Origin of the sequence: Microseira sp. BLCC-F43 (genome assembly GCF_041929235.1) — a bacterium.
In the GTDB taxonomy this organism is placed as follows: Bacteria; Cyanobacteriota; Cyanobacteriia; order Cyanobacteriales; family Aerosakkonemataceae; genus Microseira.
The window spans coordinates 1-19,130 of record NZ_JBHFNP010000047.1 but is presented as its reverse complement, the minus strand read 5'-3'; the positions used below and the strand labels follow the sequence as shown (position 1 = coordinate 19,130).

At 47.5% G+C, this 19,130-nt stretch carries 12 protein-coding genes and 1 pseudogene; 3 read left to right on the top strand and 10 right to left on the bottom strand.

What is annotated here, in order from left to right; translation table 11 throughout:
• Positions 1-121: 121 nt before the first annotated feature.
• The 3 genes from ACE1CM_RS08825 to ACE1CM_RS08815 all read right to left on the bottom strand — a co-directional run bounded on the left by ACE1CM_RS08825 (position 122) and on the right by ACE1CM_RS08815 (position 5,539).
• Complete coding sequence (locus tag ACE1CM_RS08825) at positions 122-493, bottom strand: hypothetical protein (RefSeq protein WP_374877039.1); 372 nt, start codon at positions 491-493, stop codon at positions 122-124.
• Positions 494-854: 361 nt separating this feature from the next.
• Positions 855-2,525, bottom strand: coding sequence for an ABC1 kinase family protein (locus ACE1CM_RS08820; RefSeq protein ID WP_374877038.1), 1,671 nt, complete (start codon positions 2,523-2,525; stop codon positions 855-857).
• Positions 2,526-2,914: 389 nt separating this feature from the next.
• Entirely contained in the window at positions 2,915-5,539 is a 2,625-nt protein-coding gene (locus ACE1CM_RS08815; RefSeq protein ID WP_374877037.1) for a M1 family aminopeptidase, read from the bottom strand.
• A gap of 187 nt (positions 5,540-5,726) precedes the next feature.
• Here ACE1CM_RS08815 and ACE1CM_RS08810 point away from each other — a divergent pair, with 187 nt between their 5' ends.
• From ACE1CM_RS08810 to ACE1CM_RS08800, 3 genes are all read left to right on the top strand, one after another.
• Positions 5,727-6,644: a class I SAM-dependent methyltransferase gene (locus ACE1CM_RS08810; protein WP_374877036.1), complete on the top strand. Its 918-nt coding sequence runs from the start codon at positions 5,727-5,729 to the stop codon at positions 6,642-6,644.
• 298 nt (positions 6,645-6,942) lie between these two features.
• Positions 6,943-9,603: a bifunctional metallophosphatase/5'-nucleotidase gene (locus tag ACE1CM_RS08805; RefSeq protein ID WP_374877035.1), complete on the top strand. Its 2,661-nt coding sequence runs from the start codon at positions 6,943-6,945 to the stop codon at positions 9,601-9,603.
• Positions 9,604-10,041: 438 nt separating this feature from the next.
• Positions 10,042-12,168, top strand: coding sequence for an alkaline phosphatase PhoX (locus ACE1CM_RS08800; RefSeq protein WP_374877034.1), 2,127 nt, complete (start codon positions 10,042-10,044; stop codon positions 12,166-12,168).
• 89 nt (positions 12,169-12,257) lie between these two features.
• Here the strand turns inward: ACE1CM_RS08800 and ACE1CM_RS08795 are convergent, their stop codons facing one another.
• From ACE1CM_RS08795 to ACE1CM_RS08765, 7 genes and pseudogenes are all read right to left on the bottom strand, one after another.
• Positions 12,258-13,130 carry a 6-carboxytetrahydropterin synthase gene (locus ACE1CM_RS08795; protein WP_374877033.1) on the bottom strand — a complete coding sequence of 291 codons (873 nt, stop codon included), beginning with the start codon at positions 13,128-13,130 and terminating at the stop codon, positions 12,258-12,260.
• Positions 13,131-13,429: 299 nt separating this feature from the next.
• Entirely contained in the window at positions 13,430-14,107 is a 678-nt protein-coding gene (locus tag ACE1CM_RS08790) for a DnaJ domain-containing protein (protein WP_374877032.1), read from the bottom strand.
• Positions 14,108-14,417: 310 nt separating this feature from the next.
• Positions 14,418-14,906 (bottom strand): annotated as a pseudogene (locus ACE1CM_RS08785) (pyridoxal-phosphate dependent enzyme); the annotation flags it as partial.
• A gap of 164 nt (positions 14,907-15,070) precedes the next feature.
• On the bottom strand, positions 15,071-15,508 hold the full coding sequence (locus ACE1CM_RS08780) for an RrF2 family transcriptional regulator (protein WP_374877031.1): 438 nt from the start codon (positions 15,506-15,508) through the stop codon (positions 15,071-15,073).
• Positions 15,509-15,751: 243 nt separating this feature from the next.
• Positions 15,752-17,674: an iron uptake porin gene (locus tag ACE1CM_RS08775; protein WP_374877030.1), complete on the bottom strand. Its 1,923-nt coding sequence runs from the start codon at positions 17,672-17,674 to the stop codon at positions 15,752-15,754.
• A 267-nt stretch (positions 17,675-17,941) separates the two neighbouring features.
• Positions 17,942-18,082, bottom strand: a complete 141-nt coding sequence (locus ACE1CM_RS08770; RefSeq protein WP_374877029.1) for a hypothetical protein — start codon at positions 18,080-18,082, stop codon at positions 17,942-17,944.
• A gap of 879 nt (positions 18,083-18,961) precedes the next feature.
• Positions 18,962-19,130 (bottom strand): photosystem II protein D2 (locus tag ACE1CM_RS08765; protein ID WP_374876931.1); only part of this gene is annotated, 169 nt, incomplete at its 5' end.

Sequence of the window (19,130 nt, the reverse complement as noted above, 5' to 3'; positions counted from 1 at the left end):
ACAACACAAATTACCAATCTCTTCTCTTCTTCCCTCTTTCCTCCGCGTTCTCTGCGTCCTCTGCGGTTCAATAGCTATTCTTCGGTTTGCTAGAGAGGACTTCAGCCCTCTCTAACAAATATTAACCGAATGAATCCAAATCTAATGCTTTAGAACCGCCGCGTTCCAGTTGCATCAACAGATTACCAAGTTGCGACCAAACTAACCAACCAATAAATACCGTAAGCGGCACAGAAATTAGATAGGAAAGCGCAGCAGGAAAACCAAAAATTTCCAGACCAGAACCTAGAAAAACACAAATGCCGACACAAATACCACAGAAAGGTAGCTGTAAAGGCATTCCTTGTAAATAAGCGATCGCGCGCGTAGATCGAGTTTTAGACCATTCCCGGACAAGTTGTTTGAGAGTCGCCTCGAAGGCGGCACCAGATGTCGCCCCTATCAGTAACCCAGCTAATAGCCAAAAATAGGGCGGGTTGGAATAGAAATACACAAAAACTCCTTAGGATTGACAGCCTGATGTTCAATATTACCAGGATGGGGTAATTGCTAATTGCTAATTGCTAATTGCTAATTATTATTTATAGCCCCTCTCTGCTAGGACTTTGTTTGTGTAGCCCCACCCTTAAGGGTGGGGGGTGATATGATGTCCGCCTAATTACCCTTAATCAAAATCTCGACCCGTCACCGTTTCACCGTGTCACCGGGTGAGGGAGGAGGCCAAAATATAGGTGAAGAACCGGACATGATATGAGGGGGTGATGGCAGCGGATTTGGTATGATTGGTAAAATCCGCTCCCACAGCGATCGCTTACCCGCTTGATTCAGGGTTTGAAACGCTGCTGCGAATGCGGCTAAAAAAGTGCTGCCCTTTCGTCTAGGATGTTACCTGCTACGACGCTTAAAGCAACGTTAAACAGTTGTGCTGGTTTGAGGTCATCTTTCACTAAATCCCAAAGACGGCGAACTTCTGCGGTGTGGAGTCGGTCATCTTCTGTTAACGCTAACAGCAACTGGCGTCGCAGAAAACTACCTTCTTCAGACAAAAGATACTGCAATCCGAGTTGGGCGGTGGGTAGGAGGTCGAAGTTGTTGTCGGTACGCGCGATCGCAATCATATTTTCCAATCGCTGCCACTTGAATTTACCATCTTTAAACAGCACTTCGATCAACCGTCGCCGCAATTGAGGCGTTTCCCCAGTTAACAAGCGTTTCGCGACGTAAGGATAGGCGACTTCGACTATCTTAAACTGAGGATTGAGCGACAGCGCCAACCCTTCCTGGGTCACGAGGGAACGTATAATTAAGGCAAACTTGGCGGGGACGCGGAACGGATAGTCGTACATCAGTTCCGAAAACTTATCGGTTATCGTCTTAAAGTTAAAGTCCCCGACGTTTTGACCGATCGCGTCTCCCAAAACGGCTTCTAAGGCGGGTACAATCGGTTTGATATCGGTTTCCGGCGTCAGAAAGCCTAAATTGACAAAATCTGCGGCGAGGTCGTCGTAGTCTTTATTAATTAAATGGACAACCGCATCGACTAGGGTTTCTTTGGTACTTTGTTCCAGCTGATCCATCATACCGAAGTCGATGTATGCCATCCGACCATCGGGCATGGCGAATAAATTCCCCGGATGCGGATCGGCGTGGAAAAAGCCGTATTCTAATAATTGTTGCAGTCCCGATGTCACGCCAATTTCGATTAGGGTGTCGGTGTCGAGTCCTGCCGCTTTAACTGCTGGTGTATCGGTGAGTTTGAAGCCGTTAATCCATTCTAGGGTGAGGACGCGGCTGGAACAATAGCGCCAATATATCGCCGGAACTTTGACGCGGGGGTCGTTTTGGAAGTTGCTGGCGAATTTTTCGGCGTTTCGTCCTTCGTTGAGGTAATCTATTTCTTCAAATAACTTTGTCCCGAATTCATCTACAATCAGGGTCAGGTCGTGACCCAGATTCAGGGGCAGCCACGGCGCTAACCAACTCGCTGCCCACCGCATCAGGTAAAGGTCTAAGGTAATAATGGGGCGTAAGTTGGGTCTTTGGACTTTGACGGCTACTTCTTCGCCGGTTTTCAACCGCGCCCGATATACTTGTCCCAAACTGGCGGCGGCGACGGGATTTGGGGAAATTTCGCCGTACATTTGCCCGATGGGACGACCCAATTCTTGCTCTATTCTGGCAAAAGCGATCGCATTATCAAACGGCGGTAGTTGGTCTTGTAGCTTCACCAACTCTTCCAGAAAGTCTTTCCGCACCAAGTCCGGGCGCGTCGATAGCGCTTGTCCTACTTTAATAAATGTTGGCCCCAGGTGGGTGAGCATTTCCCGCAACTGGGCGGCGCGTTTTAACTTATTTTCTTCCTCTCGCTGACGCCAATAGTCCCACTTGAGTCCAATTACAAACCAGGCAAATAACCATACTATCGTTATTGCCCGCCAGATGGCTCGCCAGGGACGGTATTTGTAGTACTGCGCGATCTCTATCGGATCGTAACGCAAAGACTGTGCAATAGGTTGCTGACTCACGCCTCGTATCTGCCTCTCTATCTATGTAATTGTCTACAGCGACTTTTTATCTCGTTTCAGCAAAATAATTGTTGCTGATTCTTTACAAAAAATGCCCATGTTAACCCTTAGCAGCTATCCGAGCGTGGATTTTAACCGCTTGGAGCATTTATTTCTTATCTTTTTCTTAATTATAGTATATATAACTACAAACAAATATTAAAATTTTAATAAAACTCAGTTAAAAAAATTTATCAGAGGCGCGTCGAGATTGCGATCGCGTTTGGTTATACTGATTATTTTATCGGTTAAATTGCCAGGGAGTACAATCGGGAAAACCTGGGTTGTAGCGGGACAGTTAAGCGATCGCTAAGGCTAGAAGTAGCGAGTACAGGTTTGCCCGATTGGTGTTATTGTTTCGACTTAGCTTCTAGATTTTCCAGGCGACTCTTCAACTCCTGATTTTCCTTTTTCAGTTGGTCGAATTCTTCTCGCAGCTGCTTGACAGCTTGATCTGAACCGGAATTTTGCTGTACCTTGGGAATTGCTTCCTCAGCGATGCGGCGGACTCTACCATCCTTTGTTTGATCGGCTAAGGAACGTAAAATGGGAATCGCTTTCGGTGTCTCCATTTGTCCCAAAGCTACAACGACGGCGACTTGAGTTAAGAAGAAACTTTCCTTAGATAAATCTTGCAATTGTTGCAAAATTAACTCGACATTGTTGGGTGTTTGACCAGTAGAAATTGTGCCTAAAGCGCGAATAGCAGCTAAGCGCAAAGCTTGCGGGATACCTGGGGAGGTAGTTTGCACAACTAAGTTGAGCGCTACGGGTGATGTTTTTATCTGACTTAGACCAGCGATGGCGCCAATTCGCACCACCTCATTCCATCCCGCCCTTTGTTTAAGCACATCGGTCAGCAGATCGATAACGTCTTCTTCCCTAGTTTTAAGCGTCGCCGATGTCACCAGTCCGCCCAAGGAACGGACACCCGCCGCCTCGACGTAGTAACTGGGGTCGCCTTTTTCCACTAACTGTTTCAGCGCATCGTAGCTTTCGGGGGTTTTGATATCGCCCAATGCTTCGGCGACGGCGCGGCGGACATAAGCACTTTCATCGTTTAACCCTACTAGCAAAGCGCTGCCTGCAAAGTCGAGTTTAACTTCAGCAAGTTGTTTCGCCACTTCTACCCTTACTCCCCAGAAGGGTTCGTTTTGTAAGGCATCGGCAAGCGCCTTGACTGCAATGATTCCCCCTTTCTTCGCTAACGCCTCCGCCGCGTAAATGCGCGACAGGGGGTCGGGGTCGAATTGCAGTTGCGCTTTGAGTTCCGGTAGCGGGTATTCCAAAGTTACGGTCTTGAGGTAATGATTCCCCACATCAAAACTGACAAACTGGGGTTTTTCGGACAACGGGAAGTAAAAGCTTTGTTCCCGTTCGTGTACTCTGACAGTAAAAGTCTTCAAAGTGGGAGGTAGTTGATCTAAACTCGCCTCTGCTCCTGACTTTTGGGTATAACCGAAAGCGATGGGGAGTTTCAGGTCGAATAAATCTTCTTCTTGAGATTGGGTGACTGTAACCTTCGCCAGCTTGCTATCGGCGTCCCAGGAATAGGCAACCTTGTACTCCGGATGACCGCCGCGATAAACGTACTGGTCAAACAAGAATAAAAGATTGCGCCCCGTGGCTTTTTCTATTGCCCGCAGCAGGTCAACAGTTTCAACAGTTTTGTGGGCATTATCTTGGACAAAGGTATGAATTGCCCGCCAAAATAATTCCTCGCCCAACTCGGCGCGCATCATGTGATAGACGCAAGCACCTTTTTCATAAAGGTGTCGGTCGTATAATTCGATCGGTTCCCGATAGATGTGGGTGACGAGGGGACGGCGGTAGCGGGAGGAGTCTTCGCTAAAGTAACTTCTAGCTTCCAGCAATCGGTAATAGGCGGCGTCATCTGCACCATATTCTTGTTCTGTCCACATGACTTCCGAGTAGGAAGCCATACCTTCTTTAATCCAGGCATGGGACCAGTGTTTAATTACAACTAAATCGCCAAACCATTGGTGGGCGAGTTCGTGAGCAACCAAGTTTTCCGTAATCCGATTATCCAACGCCGCCCGCTGATCGAGTAGACATCGGTCGGTCAGCAGCGTCGTGGAGGTGTTCTCCATTCCGCCAAAAATAAAATCATCGACGCAAACTTGGGCGTATTTGGGGAAGGGATAAGGAAAGCAGTATTTTTGGCTGAAAAACTCGATCATGCGGGGCGTCTTGCCCATGCTTCGTCGCGCGTCTTCTTCTCTGCCTTTTTCGACATAGTAGGTGACAGGCACTATTCTTCTGGGTTGGGCATCTTGCCCGACATCCTGCCAAGTATCTTGAATTTCGGCAAAGTCGCCCACTGCGAGGGTCATTAAATAGGTGGGATGGACTTGCTGTTGCTTCCAGTGGTAGATGGTATCGTCGCCCGCATCTTTGGCGTAAAGTAATTCGCCGTTGGAGATAGCGACAAACGGTTTGGCAACTTGGACGCGAATTTCACTTGTTGCTAGTTGTCCTGGATAGTCAAAGCAGGGGAACCAATAGCGAGAATCTTCATCTTCGCCCTGAGTCCAGACTTGGATGGGTTTGTTGGGGTAGTGGGTTTCGGGACTAATAAAATAGATGCCGCGTTGGGGGTTTTGGTTGGAGTAGGCGATCGCTATCTCAATTTTTTTCCCAACCTCTGTAGATTTCTGCAACTGAATCTGCACCTGTTCCCCATCGTAGTCAAACCCAACGGATGTCCCATCCACCTGTACCGATTGGATATCCAGGCTAACTGCATCCAGCGTCAGATTCGAGATGCCGCTACGCACCGGCACTAATCGAATCGTGCAAGTGCCGTGATAGGTTTTTTTAGGGATATCCAGCACTAAATCCAGGAAGATATGCTCTACCTGCCCCGGACGATCCGGACTGTAGTGGGGGCGAGAACCTGGTAACGGAAACGCTCTGTGTTTGTTGTTACCACCATCAAACTCAGACTGTAACATTGGCTGATAATCCTAAGTAATTTTGCGGATAAAAGCAGATGGTAAAATCTTATTTTTACAAATTTTCTGCGTTCCCTTGTGCAATCTAGGACATTTGCCAGATGTGATGCCGATCACATCAGCCTCGAAACCCGTGAAAATTCCTTAAATTACCGCTTGACTTTATCGCCATTGAGTGAATTAATCTATGACGACTGTTGTAAACACAGAACCGGGATTTGTTTCCCGTTTAATCAACGGCATCCTAGCTATCAAACCATTAGCCGACTTTGCCAAGCAAAAAGCGCGCAACATGATGATTCAGCGGGCAGAAAAAATTGGCGTGCCTTGGCGTCAGACGGTGCAGGAGTTGCGATCGCGCGACTGGGAACCAGATTTGAAACGGGTAACAAATCCCCAGCTAACTTACCCAGATTATTACCTGCGGTCATTTCACGCCTACGATAATGGCAATCTCAGCTGGCAAGCGGCTTTTGAAGTCGAAGTTGCCGCTTACGCCGTCCACGCCGGAATTTGGCCTAACGCGGGTGCCCAAGGAGACACCAGACTCCGCCAAACTTACCGCGATATCCTGAAAGCGCAAATCGTAGAAGCACCTGAAGATATTGTAGATCTAGGTTGCAGCGTCGGGATGAGTACCTTTGCACTGCAAGATGCCTATCCCCAAGCGAGGATAACGGGAGTTGATTTGTCTCCGTATTTTCTCGCAGTTGCCGATTACAGTTCCCAGCAGCGTCAAGCATCGATCAACTGGGTTCATGCCGCCGCCGAAGCGACTGGATTGCCATCCGCTTCGTTTGACTTGGTTTCCATCTTTTTGGTCTGCCACGAACTACCCCAGTCAGCAACAGGGCAAATTTTTCGCGAGGCGAGGCGTCTGCTGCGTCCAAATGGCTATTTGGGAATTATGGATATGAATCCCAAGTCGCAAGCTTTTGCTACAATGCCACCTTACATCCTCACCTTGCTCAAAAGTACCGAGCCATATCTGGACGAATATTTCACATTAGATATCGAACAGGCAATAGTAGAAGCTGGTTTTAATCCGCCTACCATTACCCCCAACAGTCCTCGCCACCGCACGATAGTTGCTAGGGCAAACTAAACAAACTTTGGTGATTGGGAAACCCGGTTTCTTAGAGAAACCGGGTTTCTCTGAAGGTTTCTCTGAAAAATCGTCGATTGGGAAACCCGGTTTCTAAACAGAAACCGGGTTTCTCTGCAAAATCGTGCCAACAGAACTAGAGATCTGCCAAGCAACCCGGTTTCTAAACAGAAACCGGGTTGCTTTTGTTTCTTAACCATTTCTTGAGCCAATTATCCCTTATTATTAACTTTGATCCGGTAGACTCAAGCGTGCCGCTCTTGGGCTATGCCGCATTACCACTGACCCAAATTAGCCTATGACCTTCAACCTAGCAGACTTCTTTGACAGCAGTTTTTACCTACAGCGCAACAACGAGTTTGCCAATTTCACTAAAATCTTTAACCTTAACAATAGCAGTGCCTTTAAACACTTCCGCAACCAGGGGCAATTTGAAAACCGCGACCCCAGTGTCTTGTTTAATAGCGAGTTTTACTTGCAGCAATATGCTGATGTCCGTCAAGCGGTAAACGATGGCAAAATTAGCAGCGCTTTTCAACACTTCCGGCAATTCGGGCAATTTGAAAACCGCGAACCCAGTCGTTTATTTAACGCTAACTTTTATCTCCAGCGCTATCCAGATGTCCGGCAAGCGATCGCCGAGGGCAAATTTAGAAGCGCGTTTCAACATTTCATTGAAATAGGACAATTCCAAAACCGTCAACCCAGTACCCTATTCAATCCCAACTATTATTTAGATCTATACCCGGATGTCAGACAAGAAATAACACAAGGAAGAAGCAAGAGTGCATTTCAACACTACGTACAAGTGGGAGCAACCCAAGGTCGTATCGCCGCACCGGGAACAAGACCGGGCAGTTTTGTCCTGCAACTTTTACACGCTTCGGACTTTGAAGCAGGGGTTGCCGCGTTAGACGACGCGCCGCGTTTTTCCTCAGTTTTAAACGCACTCCGCGCCCAATATCCCAACCAAACTTTAACGCTTTCTAGCGGCGATAATTATATTCCCAGTCCCTTTTTTGCCGCGAGTAGCGACCCCAGTTTAAGACCTGTTTTGGGCAGGGAAAATATCGGACGCGGCGATATTGCCATTCTCAATGCATTGGGAATTCAAGCGAGTGCATTTGGCAACCATGAATTTGACCAAGGAACAAACCAAGTTAGGGTTTTAATTGCCCGCGATCGCGAATACACAGGTACAGCTTTCCCCTTTCTGGGCGCGAATCTGGATTTCAGTCCCGATGCCAACTTGCGCGATTTAGTCGTAGCTGATGGCAGAGAAGCAAATACTATTCCTAATAGCATCGCCAAAAGTACTGTAGTTGACCTTGGGGGTGAAAGATTCGGTATTGTCGGCGCAACAACGCCAACGTTACGCAGCATTTCCTCTCCTGGCGATGTGAGAGTTTCACCCTCTAACCCGCAAGATTTAGATGCTTTGGCAGCTAGCATCCAACCTTCAGTCGATGCTTTAACTGGTCAAGGTATTAATAAAGTTATCCTGCTGGCGCACATGCAGCAATTGGATATTGAAGTCAACCTCGCCAGTCGTCTGCGAAATGTCGATATTATCGTCGCCGGAGGTTCCCACACGCTATTAGCAGATGAGAGCGATCGCTTGCGAGTTGGAGACACTGCCGCAGGGGTTTATCCCATTATCAGAACATCGGCAAGTGGCGAACCAATCGCAGTAGTAAATACTGCCGCAAACTACCGCTATGTCGGACGTTTAGTTGCCGAATTTGACCCCCAAGGCAGAATTGTTCCCGCCAGTTTCGATCCATTAATTAACGGTGCTTACGCCACCGACGATCGCGGCGTCGCTGACACCGGCAACTTTGCCCCAGATCCAAAAATTGTCCAAGTTACCCAAGCATTGCGAAACGTAATCGTCACCAAAGATAGTCAGCTTTTTGGGCGAACAAATGTCTATCTCAACGGCGACAGAAACTCTGTCCGCACTGAAGAAACAAACTTAGGCAACTTGACAGCAGATGCTAGCTTAGCTGCGGTTAGAAGAAATGACCCTGGTGTCGTTATTTCGATCAAAAATGGCGGCGGTATTCGCGAGTCTATCGGTGCTGTTGTTGGTGGTGGCGGTAACGACCCAAATGCAGGACAAAGAATTCCTCCCGTTGCTAACCCCATCGCCGGAAAAGAAGCGGGTCAAATTTCCCAATTAGATATCGAAAATAGTCTCAGATTTAATAACCAGCTAACCCTACTAACTTTAACCGCCCAGCAGTTAAAGCAAGTCCTCGAACATGGAGTCTCAGATACCGCACCTGGACGGACGCCGGGAAGGTTCCCCCAAGTGGGAGGATTGGCGTTTAGCTTCGATCCAAATAGACCTGCAAACAGTCGCGTTGTTTCGATTGCGCTTAAAGATAGCAATGGCAGAACAACCGATACTATCGTTCAAAACGGTCAAGTCGTTGGCGACCCCAACCGCACTTTCCGCATCGTCACGTTAAACTTTTTGGCAGGTGGTGGCGATGGATACCCATTCCCCAATTTCCCCGCAACCAACCGCATCGATACGGGACTTGGCGAACAGCAAGCTTTGCGAGACTTTTTGACTGCAAATTTTAACGCAACTCCCTTTAACATCCCCGATGTGGATGTAGCGCAAGATACCCGCATTCAAAACCTTGCCGCCCGCAACGATACTGTAATTGCCGGGATTAGTCGCACCGCCACGCGAGTCGCCGATGTTGGCGATATTCTGACTGGGGATATGGGAAACGCACCCCATCCTCTCGCTACCGATATCCTCCCGAAAACCTTTTTCCCTGCATCCTCGCCTCTTTCCTTCCTACCGATTTCCCATCCCGCCAGCATGTCAACCAGAGGCGCGTTCAATTTTGACCTCAATGAGATGGGTAATGGGGAAAGGGATGCGATCCCTTTTCTACCAGGCGTACCTACTTTGACAACAAATCAACCTGCCATTTTCTAGCAATTTAACCCTTGCCGATGGCAGATTTTCCATTTAATTCCTATCTGCCATCGGCAATTTCAGGTTCGTAGTAAGGACTTCAGTCCTTAACCAACAAGAGAATGAGGACTTTATTACTCACTACGAACGGTATTATCTACCAGATATTATATCACCTATAACTGCTCATTACTCATAGCATAAATTCAAAAACTTTTTTAAGTTATTTAGTTAATTTTTGTAAAAAAAGCTGATAAAAATTATATATATTCAACATATTTTAGTTAATTTCCTCATAGCATTTTCTTAATTTACCCATAGGGTTTTCCTATTCAAGCCTTAACTATGTGGCGAGATATTAATATTTGCACGTTTATTCAAAGTTACTAAACGACTTTGCCAAATCGAAATATTTGGAAGTGCAAAAAATTTTCATTAAAACAGAGGCATAGCCAATCAATGGTAAGCAACGCTAATCCCTACATCAGAAATGTTCCCGGCAATCCTGGCTTCAACTTTATCCCTCTACTGACCGTAGGCGATCAAGTTTCTTTAATTGAAGGAACGGTAGGAAACTTTAGAGTCGTAACGGGTAGAAATTTTGCCCTGACGGGGATTCCAGATGGTATGGGTTTATTTGAAACCAGAGACAACTATTATGTTTTCTTAAATCATGAAATTGCTGCGGTTAATACACAAGGCAATCCCATTACCTCGGATATTTCCCCCACCGTCCCTGGCAGAATCCAAGGAGCGAGAGTATCGTTATTTGTATTTGATAAAAACTGGAACCCTATCGGGGGTAAGAACTTAATCGAGAGGTTAGTAGATAATACTGGGGAGTATTTCTTAAACACCTCGAAGGGAACCTACGTAAACGCCGCCAATGGCAGAGAGTTTAGTTTGACTCGCTTGTGTTCTGCCTATTTAGCAGAAAGTGGCTTCGTTGATGCAAAAGGTCAGTCAATTCCCGTCTATTTCATACCTGAAGAAACCACAACCAATAGTGCCACGGGTGAGTCTCCCAGTCGTAGTTGGGCGGTATTGCCCGATGGCGTAGCCATAGGACTTGATGGATTTGGTCGCTTTGCGAGAGAAAATACCATTTCCGCTTCCCAGTATCGGGCAACAAATTCCGAAAGAACCGTATTGTTCAGCACAGAAGACTTCGGCAACGGCGAAGTTTATATGTTCGTGGGGCAGCAAACTGCCCAAGACCCTAACGGGTTTAAAGATGGTCAATTGTACGTGCTGAAAGTCGATGGATACGACAACGAAACTCTGCCAGAAGGGGTAAGAACCAAAGCCACTTGGACGCCCGTCCCCAAAGATATAGCCTTAGATACAACGGGCAAAGTTCTCAGCGACTGGGTGGATGCGTCCGGTCGTTCTACTAACTTCCGCCGCCCGGAAGATATTTCCGAAGACCCTAACAACCCCGGCACTTTCTACTTTGTGACAACGGGAACCAACGATAAAGCAGGCGGCGGCAAAGCCAGTACTCCAGCTGAAGCAGAAAACCCTTACGGTAGAATGTATCGCTTCACCCTCAATCCTACCGATCCAACTGCGCCAATATCTAACTTTGAAACAATCCTCATCGGCGGCATGGACACGGGTGTCAGTTATGACAACATTGTCGTTGATACCAAAGGTCAGATAATGATACAGGAAGACGAAACGGCCTTTGGCGGCGATGTGATGAGGGCCAGGGCGCGGGAAGCTGGCATGTGGCTATACGACATCGCCACCGACAAAGTTACCTTTGTTGCCGAAATTGACGAAAGCGCCGCTGGCGAAGAATTTGATAATACTAGCGAACCCGGTGAGTGGGAAACCTCCGGCATTGTGGAAGTTGGCAAGGGTCGAAACTTTTACCTGTTTGACGTACAGGCGCATACCATCAGAGACCGCGAGACGATGAAAGGCAACTACGTCGAGGGCGGTCAGCTAATTATGGCGATGTGGCAGGGACCCGATAAGCTAACTGCTAAAGGAAACGAATTGGTTTTCGGTTACGGGGGTAACGACTCGATCGATGCTTCGGGCGGGACGAATAATACGCTGTTTGGCGGGCAAGGAAACGATACCATTATCGGCGGCACAAAGGATTTGATATCCGGCGATAAGGGCAACGATCTGCTGTTAGCTGGCAAAGCTTGCACCCTCTATGGCGGACAGGGTAGCGATTATATCAATGCCTCTACGGGTGCGGGGGGCAACGTGCTGTACGGCGGTCAGGATAGCGACACCATGATTGGCGGGTCGGGCGATCGCCTGTTCGGCGACAAAGGCAACGATGTTCTCTACGCTGGTACTGGTTCTAACACCCTTACCGGCGGCGAGGGCAAGGATCAGTTTTGGATCGTCAATGCGGTACTTCCCACAGATGCTAGCACTATCACCGATTTTAAAGCCGGTACTGATGTTATTGGCATCAATGGTTTGGGAATCAACAATAGTAGCTCCCTCACGATCGCCCAAAAAGGTGGTGACGTTGTGATTAGTTACTTGAGCAAAGACTTAGCGATCGTCAATGGAGTTCAAGTCAGCGTTCTCAGTAACACCAGTTTTGTTTTTGGGTAATTGGGAATTACAGATAAGAGACTTGCAGATTGCAGATTTAATTTAATCTAAAATCTGCAAGTCTCTTATCTCAAATCTAAAATCACCAATTACAGGCGCAGTAAAATCGGTTCTATCTTGCGATGATCGATTGCACTTTCAGGCAAGTCAGATGCGTAAACTTCGCAGAAGTTATTCGGGCTTTCAATCAACTTAACCTTGTACAATTTAGCCCCTAATTCCCGAATTGGCTGATTCAGTAAGTTGCCAATATAGACAGCAATATTTTCAGCCGTAGGAACAACCTTGGCGAAGTAAGGGATATCTTTATTCAAGAAAGTGTGATCCAAAGGAGCGACTACAAGATCGTCGATCGCTTTCTGTAATGCGCCCAAATCGACGATCATGCCAGTGCGTTCGTTGATTTCGCCTTTGATGGTTACTTCTAAATGGTAATTGTGACCGTGACCGTTCGGACGAGCGCACTTGCCGTAAATTTCGCAGTTTTCCTCATAGCTGAGGTCCGGACGCGCCAGTCGGTGCGCCGCACTAAAGTGGGTGCTAAGTGTGAGGTAAGCTTCCATTCCATCTCCTAGATAATCTGCCCAAAGTTCAGGATGTTCAAACAGTTGAATTCGCACAATTGGCAAGTATGGTGCCAGTCGCTGCCAAATTATCCGCGCTATATTTTCGGTTGTTGGCAGCGTTTGTTGAAATTCCGACCAGATATCGTTGAGATAGGAAAAATCCAGTTGGCTAGTAACTTCCCGTTTGATTACATGCTTGACATCAGATAAGTTCAGCACCATACCGTACTCATCCAATTCACCAGCCATGTAGACAAATAGGACGTAGTTATGTCCGTGTCCTGGCGCACGAGAGCAGGCACCAAATTGCTGAATGTTTTCGACTTCACTCAGTTCTGGCAACCAGTATCTGTGACTTGCTGAAAACTGAGCCCGACGATTAATGATGCATTTCATAATCAAAATCGAGTTTTTTGTCCAAATTAGCTAACCAGTTTCGACAGAAGACCTGTCCTCCTGGGTCAACAACTGGAGCGAGTACGCTAAAGTCGCGGGGTGGGAATTGTTAAGTTAGATAAAGCCCTTTTTCAGAATAAACTAATTTCGCCCAAAATGAAGCTGGGTTGAACCCCTTGGATACCATTATCCTTTCAATAGGATGGGTAGAAGTTTCTTTGGGATGGCGATCGCGCAGCGTGCGCGCCCTTGCGTATCCCGCGTCTCTACCCTGAGATAGATGCAACTTGAAGAACTATTCAAGTCACATTTCTCAAGGCATATTGGGCTTCCCGGCGCAGTCCAGCGGCAATTCTAAACATTTCGCGACCCGCGTGCAGGTAGCTATCGTCGTAGTTGGCGGTAAAAAAGTTAAACTCCTCAATTCCATCCCCCACGCGATCGAGGCAGTAGTAAAGGTTTGCCGCCGCACCAGCGACTGGGGAGGGGTTAGGCATGGAACGAAAAATTTTCTGCGCTTCGCTTAAAAACTGGCGGCAGTTGTTCAGATAATCCTGAAACGCTTCCAAAAGTTGATCATCAAACGGATCGGCAGATAGTTCGTCGATCTGCGATTGTAGGGGATTGAGAATGCGAGAGAGCAAGCGATTCACCGGCTGATACACTTGAGCCAGCCATAGTTGAATTTGAGCGTCGATGTCCGGCGCAGCTGGTCGCCGCTTTTGGGGTTGTTTTTGCGCCGTTGCCGATGCAACTGCCGAGTTGCCCGATATTTGCCGATCGTAAGACTGTCGCCGCGTTGGATCTCCCAACACCTCATAAGCAGCATTGATCTCAACGATGCGATCGCTATCTGCCGTTTCCTTTTGTGTATCTGGGTGAAACTGCTTCGCCAAACGGCGATAAGCTTGCTTGATTTCTGCTTGTGTCGCTTTCTGACTAACTTTTAGCGTTTCGTAGTAGTTTTGATCTCTCATTTTTAGCTGCCTTACAAATCGACGGGAGTTCAGCCGCCTGTAAAGCAGCTTCCCTTAAACGCAAAGAACATTTTCGATTGTAAAAATTTCCCACGAGTCTGCAAACACAGCTTTTGAAACCACGGGATTTAATACCATTTTTTAGATAAATTGTCAAGCTTTATAGGCAAAACGGAAAACTTGGATTCTGGATCTTGGAACAGGGGCGTGCTTAAATAGCGTTCTGCGTCCTTCTTCGCGGGCGAGACGGCGCCCGTAAGCGATCGCTTCCTCATCGGTCACGGCGATTACCCGATCAATTAAATCAACTTTCAGCGGTCGTCTCGCGATCAATTTTGGCTTTGGCTGGGTTGCGAAACTGCTGCAACATATAAGCATCGGGCATCGTTTCCCAAATTTCCTGCGCCCGTCTTATTGCCCCAGTCATGCCCTCAATACCAAGCGTCAGTTCCAATTCGGCACCATAAGCGCGCAAAATCGCCCTTGTTTCGCTGCTCATGGTTTCCGGCATCGTTAAAATTAAGCGATAACCAGGTGCTGCCACCACCATTGCCAGCACAATACCCGTATTTCCCCAAGTTGGTTCCAGCAAAACGGTTTTACCCGGTGCGATCGATCCTTCTTTCTCTGCTACATCGATCGTACTCGCACCAATGCGGTCTTTAACCGCAGCCGCCTGGTTCATTCCCTCTAATTTCACCACAATTCGTGCCATGCAGCCTTCCGATTGAGCGATGCGGTTCAATTGTACCAGCGGTGTCCGACCGACTAATTCTGTAATATCGCGGGCAATTCCCATAATCGGTAATGGGTAATCGGTAATGGGTAATAGATCCACGACTTACGCAAAGAAACCGGGTTTCTAGGAAAAAGAGATCGCAGCTTGAAACCCGGTTTCTGAGTTCGTCCTTCGCCATCGGTAAGATTTTAACCAATTACCAATCACCAATTACCCATTACCAATTAGATGTAATACATAATATCCAGCTGACGCCTTGAATCTCGCTTCTCGCGCATATCTTGTAGCGTGTATTTTTGCAAAACTGAATAAGCAGCTTCAATCCCTTCATGCCATATTTCTCGCAGTACGGCACTTTCTACTGTTTTTGGTTTGGTATCAAGTTTAGAGGATTGCGGATCTAATCCTTCCAAACAGGACACCACCTCCAGTAGGGTAATTTTCCAGGGTTCCCGACCCAAAAAATAGCCACCTTTTGCCCCGCGTTGGCTACGCACCAAACCGCAGCGCCTCAAAGTAGCCAGCAGTTGTTCTAAATATCGGTCAGGAATATTTTGTTTAGCGGCAATCTGCCGAATTTGCAATGGCTCGCCTTCATTGTAAGAAATTGCCAGTTCCAATAAAGCTAAAAGCGCGTATTCACTTTTACATGAAAGTTCCACAGATTATACCCATTCTCGACTAAATTGCTACAACTGGTTCAAATTGTGCTATCAATTACAAGGGATTTAGTTCTATGCACCGATCGATCCCTGTCAGGTCTTGCAAATACCCCAGTTCTCCACTAGAGTTTGCAGGTTTCTTCCATTTTATCAGCGGACTGACGCAAAAAACCCGGTTTCTACAAAGAAACCGGGTTCATAGCACAGGTGTCAACGAGAGTCAACTAGCAGACCTCGTATTCACTAGAAACTGAAGGTAGTTCTGAGAGTGCCAATAAAGATGTCGTCGTTGTCGTTATCTTGGTTGGGAGACATTAGCCAGATGACGCCAGGGGTTAATGAGATATTGTTCGTTACCTGGATCTTGTAGAAGCCTTCGATGTGGTAAGGAGGATCGTCCTCGAAATTAGAATTTCCTGGCGCATCGATCTCGGTCAAGTATGGTTCCACACCGGCGAACAGACCCAACAAATTACCCTTTCCACCCAAGTCTGGGAAGGCAAGACCACCGCCCCAAGTCCAAATATCGGCATGTCCCCGACCAATGATAATCGCGTCGGTGAAAGCAGCATAACCGCTGATGGAGAAATTCTTGCTGATGCGAAGCGCTGCCGATGCACCGTAGGAGTTAGTCACGATAGGTCGTCCTGGAAACCCGGCAACAGTTGCTGGCGAATTAGCTAAACCAGTACCAACCAAACCCCTGGTGCCTCCACCACCAAGATCGAAGATCGCATTACCAGCGTTGTGGTAACCGTGGACATAGGTTAAAGCCAAGCCAAAGGTATTGCTGACATTGAAGTTCAGCTGAGCCAAGGCAGCATATTCACCATTAAACAGGCCATTTTTATCCAAGGGACTATTTGCACCAGGACCTGCCAGGTAACCTAAGGTGAGCGAACTTACTCCCAAAATACCGCCACCGCCAAAGGCTAAGTTTACCCCTGCACCTGCACCGCCGCCAATCCGATAAATCGGGCTTTCTTGAGCAAAGGCAGAAAGCGCGCCATTTCCGCCGTCATAGTCTTCAAAGTAAGGATTGACGGTGGGAGTGTAATCGCTGTGAATCCCATTATGTGCCGCTATATAAACCTGCGACTTGCCAAATATGGGGAATCGATAAGCCAACCAGTCTAAAATGATATCGTTGTTGCCAGTGTTACCAAGGTTAAATTGCTGGGTGCCTTCACCTGTAGTCAACCCTGTCAGGTTGTTGTTCCGGTCTGGGAAGTTAAATTGTCCAGCATTACCAGCCGCCAGACGGGTGTGTAACAAATCCCTTCCAGAAAAACTGGTTTGGAATTCTAAACGCACCCTGTCTTGGAATACTGTATTGTTGTCGTCATCGTTTCCACCTGGACTAGCCCCGCCAAAGGCGTCGGTGACGGCAAAAATTACTTCTCCCTTCAGCTTCGTGGTCGTAGAAAACTGCTGAGCTTCCAGCCTCGCCGTGCGCGCTTCTAATGCATCTACCCTTCCGCGCAAGGTGGCGAGTTCTGCCGCAAATTCTTCTTGCAGACGCCTGATAGTCGCCAAATCTTCTTTGCTGGGCAAATCGGCGACTGCTGCGGCAATTAGTTCGTTGATTCGGTCTAAACAAGCATTTAAACCAGCCGCAAATTCGTAGCGCGTCAGCGCCCGGTTGCCGCGATAGGTGCGATCCGGATATCCTTCAATACAACCGTAGCGCTCAACTAGGGATTGCAATGCTTGGAATGCCCAGTGAGTGGGGTCTACGTCAGTCAGCTGGGAAACTGAGGTTACCTGACCCTGGGCATTTCTGTTGGCAGAGTTTTCGCTGCCATATTGCAGAATTTGATTTAACGTTCTGTCAGGATTGGCAGCGGGTGCATTCCTCGTATTCGGTACTGCCTGTGCTACGGTGGCGCCAGATACTTCAGCCTGTTTGCCGGAGGTGATAGAATCCTCTAACGGCTTAACTGATTTAACTCCAGCGAGCTTTTCTAACTCGGTTGTAGAATTGGTTGAAAAGTCTGAAGCGGATTTATCAGTTGCCAGCGTTAACGCCACAGCAGCTATTTCGGTCTTATCGCTGCCTGTTAAATTGGTTGCGTTTTCGGCTGCAATTGCTGAAGTACCGAATACCAGCGTGGTTCCCAGAAAAACTGGGCTAATTACCAGAGATTTCCACACAATATTAGACATTTTCCTCTTATCCTCACACCGAATGTTTACACTCACCACACAATAGAGCTGGAGATTTCTGGGCTGAGGAACGCCCAAGAATTAGTAATGCCCGTTGCTTCAATAGCGCCGCTTATGCGAGCGCTGATTTTGGGTCAAGGCACTACGCTCTACATCTTACTGACCCTTGATACGCCCATGCCTGAGGGCAATGGTACTCTTCGGAAGGTAGGCTTTCCGTACTAAACCTTACACAACCCCAGGTCTAATTTTTGGGAATTTAACAGCCTACATCATCCAGGCGGTATCGCTTGCCTTTTGACTCGCCGCTTTTTCCAGTAAGCGATCGCTTCTTCCTTCCCACCTTAACCGCTTTTTAACCCCTGATATTCTTTCTTCTGCCAACTTTTGGACAAACCAAGCTGCCAAAAGCAGGCATTTAACGGTTTAGAGCTTGGTTGAGGTGCGTTCGCGAAGCGTGCCTTTGGCATATCGCGCTTGCTTGATTTTATGATTTGAACCGTTTCCTTGGGTTTAGCCCCAGGTTTCCTGCCAAACCAGACCTATGTTTGGTTTCTATCAAGGCGACCGGGCGTATTGCCTTGGCAACGCCTACTCAAGTTATAGATTAACAGAACTTTCCTGATTTTTAACCTTCTGATTGCTTTTTTCTGCGATAATATAAAGATTTTTTGCCAAATCTTCTCATAAATCCCCAAAAAACTATCCGCTCTCGCGGGTTGGTTGGAAAATTTAACCAACAACGCGAGAGCGGTCTAGCGGGTCTTCAGATTGAACCTGACTGCCGGGAGGAACTCTTCAGTTAGTACCAGCAGTTGCAGCGTTTTAGTTCCCGAAGGAACTAAGGCTAACTGCTAGAGAACAGCCCCGGCACACAGCCGGATAACTTCAATCTGATGACCCATGCGTTTACTACTTTCTATCATGGGCATCACCTCCTTGTTGCCTGAGCGGTCTTTTTCTCAAACGGGAGTCTGTTCCATTTCAGGTGTTGTACACCTCTAATTAGACTAACACAGGAATTTCAAAATGGGAGATGGGGAAGAGGGAAGAAAGGAAAAATATCAGGACTTACGCAAGGGCGTTCCTATCACCAAAGTTTCTGGCTGCGATCTATAGTTCCAAAGCGACGATTTTTCCTATAAACCCGGTTTCTTTGCCTAATTCCTGAAGATGTGAGCAGCAACAACGCCAAGAAATTCCAAGCAAAGACCCCTACCAGATGGTAGGGGTTGTGTTTTACACGAGATGCTTCCAGTCTGGGGGCGTATTGCCCGCCCTTAAAGATTAGAGAGCGTTTCCGCGAGGCAGAACTTCCTCAGGGAAGATAAAGTTTTCGTGCGGTTGATCCTGAGGCGACATCCAAGCGCGGATGCCCTCATTCAACAAAATGTTTTTCGTGTAGAAGGTTTCAAACTCTGGATCTTCGGCGGCGCGCAATTCTTGCGACACGAAG

What these genes read in the sequence shown, in the direction of transcription:
- ACE1CM_RS08810 (WP_374877036.1), top strand. Translation starts at nt 5,727, where the DNA reads ATGACGACTGTTGTAAACACAGAACCGGGATTTGTTTCCCGTTTAATC.
- ACE1CM_RS08775 (WP_374877030.1), bottom strand. Translation starts at nt 17,674, where the DNA reads ATGTCTAATATTGTGTGGAAATCTCTGGTAATTAGCCCAGTTTTTCTG.
- ACE1CM_RS08815 (WP_374877037.1), bottom strand. Translation starts at nt 5,539, where the DNA reads ATGTTACAGTCTGAGTTTGATGGTGGTAACAACAAACACAGAGCGTTT.
- ACE1CM_RS08800 (WP_374877034.1), top strand. Translation starts at nt 10,042, where the DNA reads ATGGTAAGCAACGCTAATCCCTACATCAGAAATGTTCCCGGCAATCCT.
- ACE1CM_RS08790 (WP_374877032.1), bottom strand. Translation starts at nt 14,107, where the DNA reads ATGAGAGATCAAAACTACTACGAAACGCTAAAAGTTAGTCAGAAAGCG.
- ACE1CM_RS08805 (WP_374877035.1), top strand. Translation starts at nt 6,943, where the DNA reads ATGACCTTCAACCTAGCAGACTTCTTTGACAGCAGTTTTTACCTACAG.
- ACE1CM_RS08795 (WP_374877033.1), bottom strand. Translation starts at nt 13,130, where the DNA reads ATGAAATGCATCATTAATCGTCGGGCTCAGTTTTCAGCAAGTCACAGA.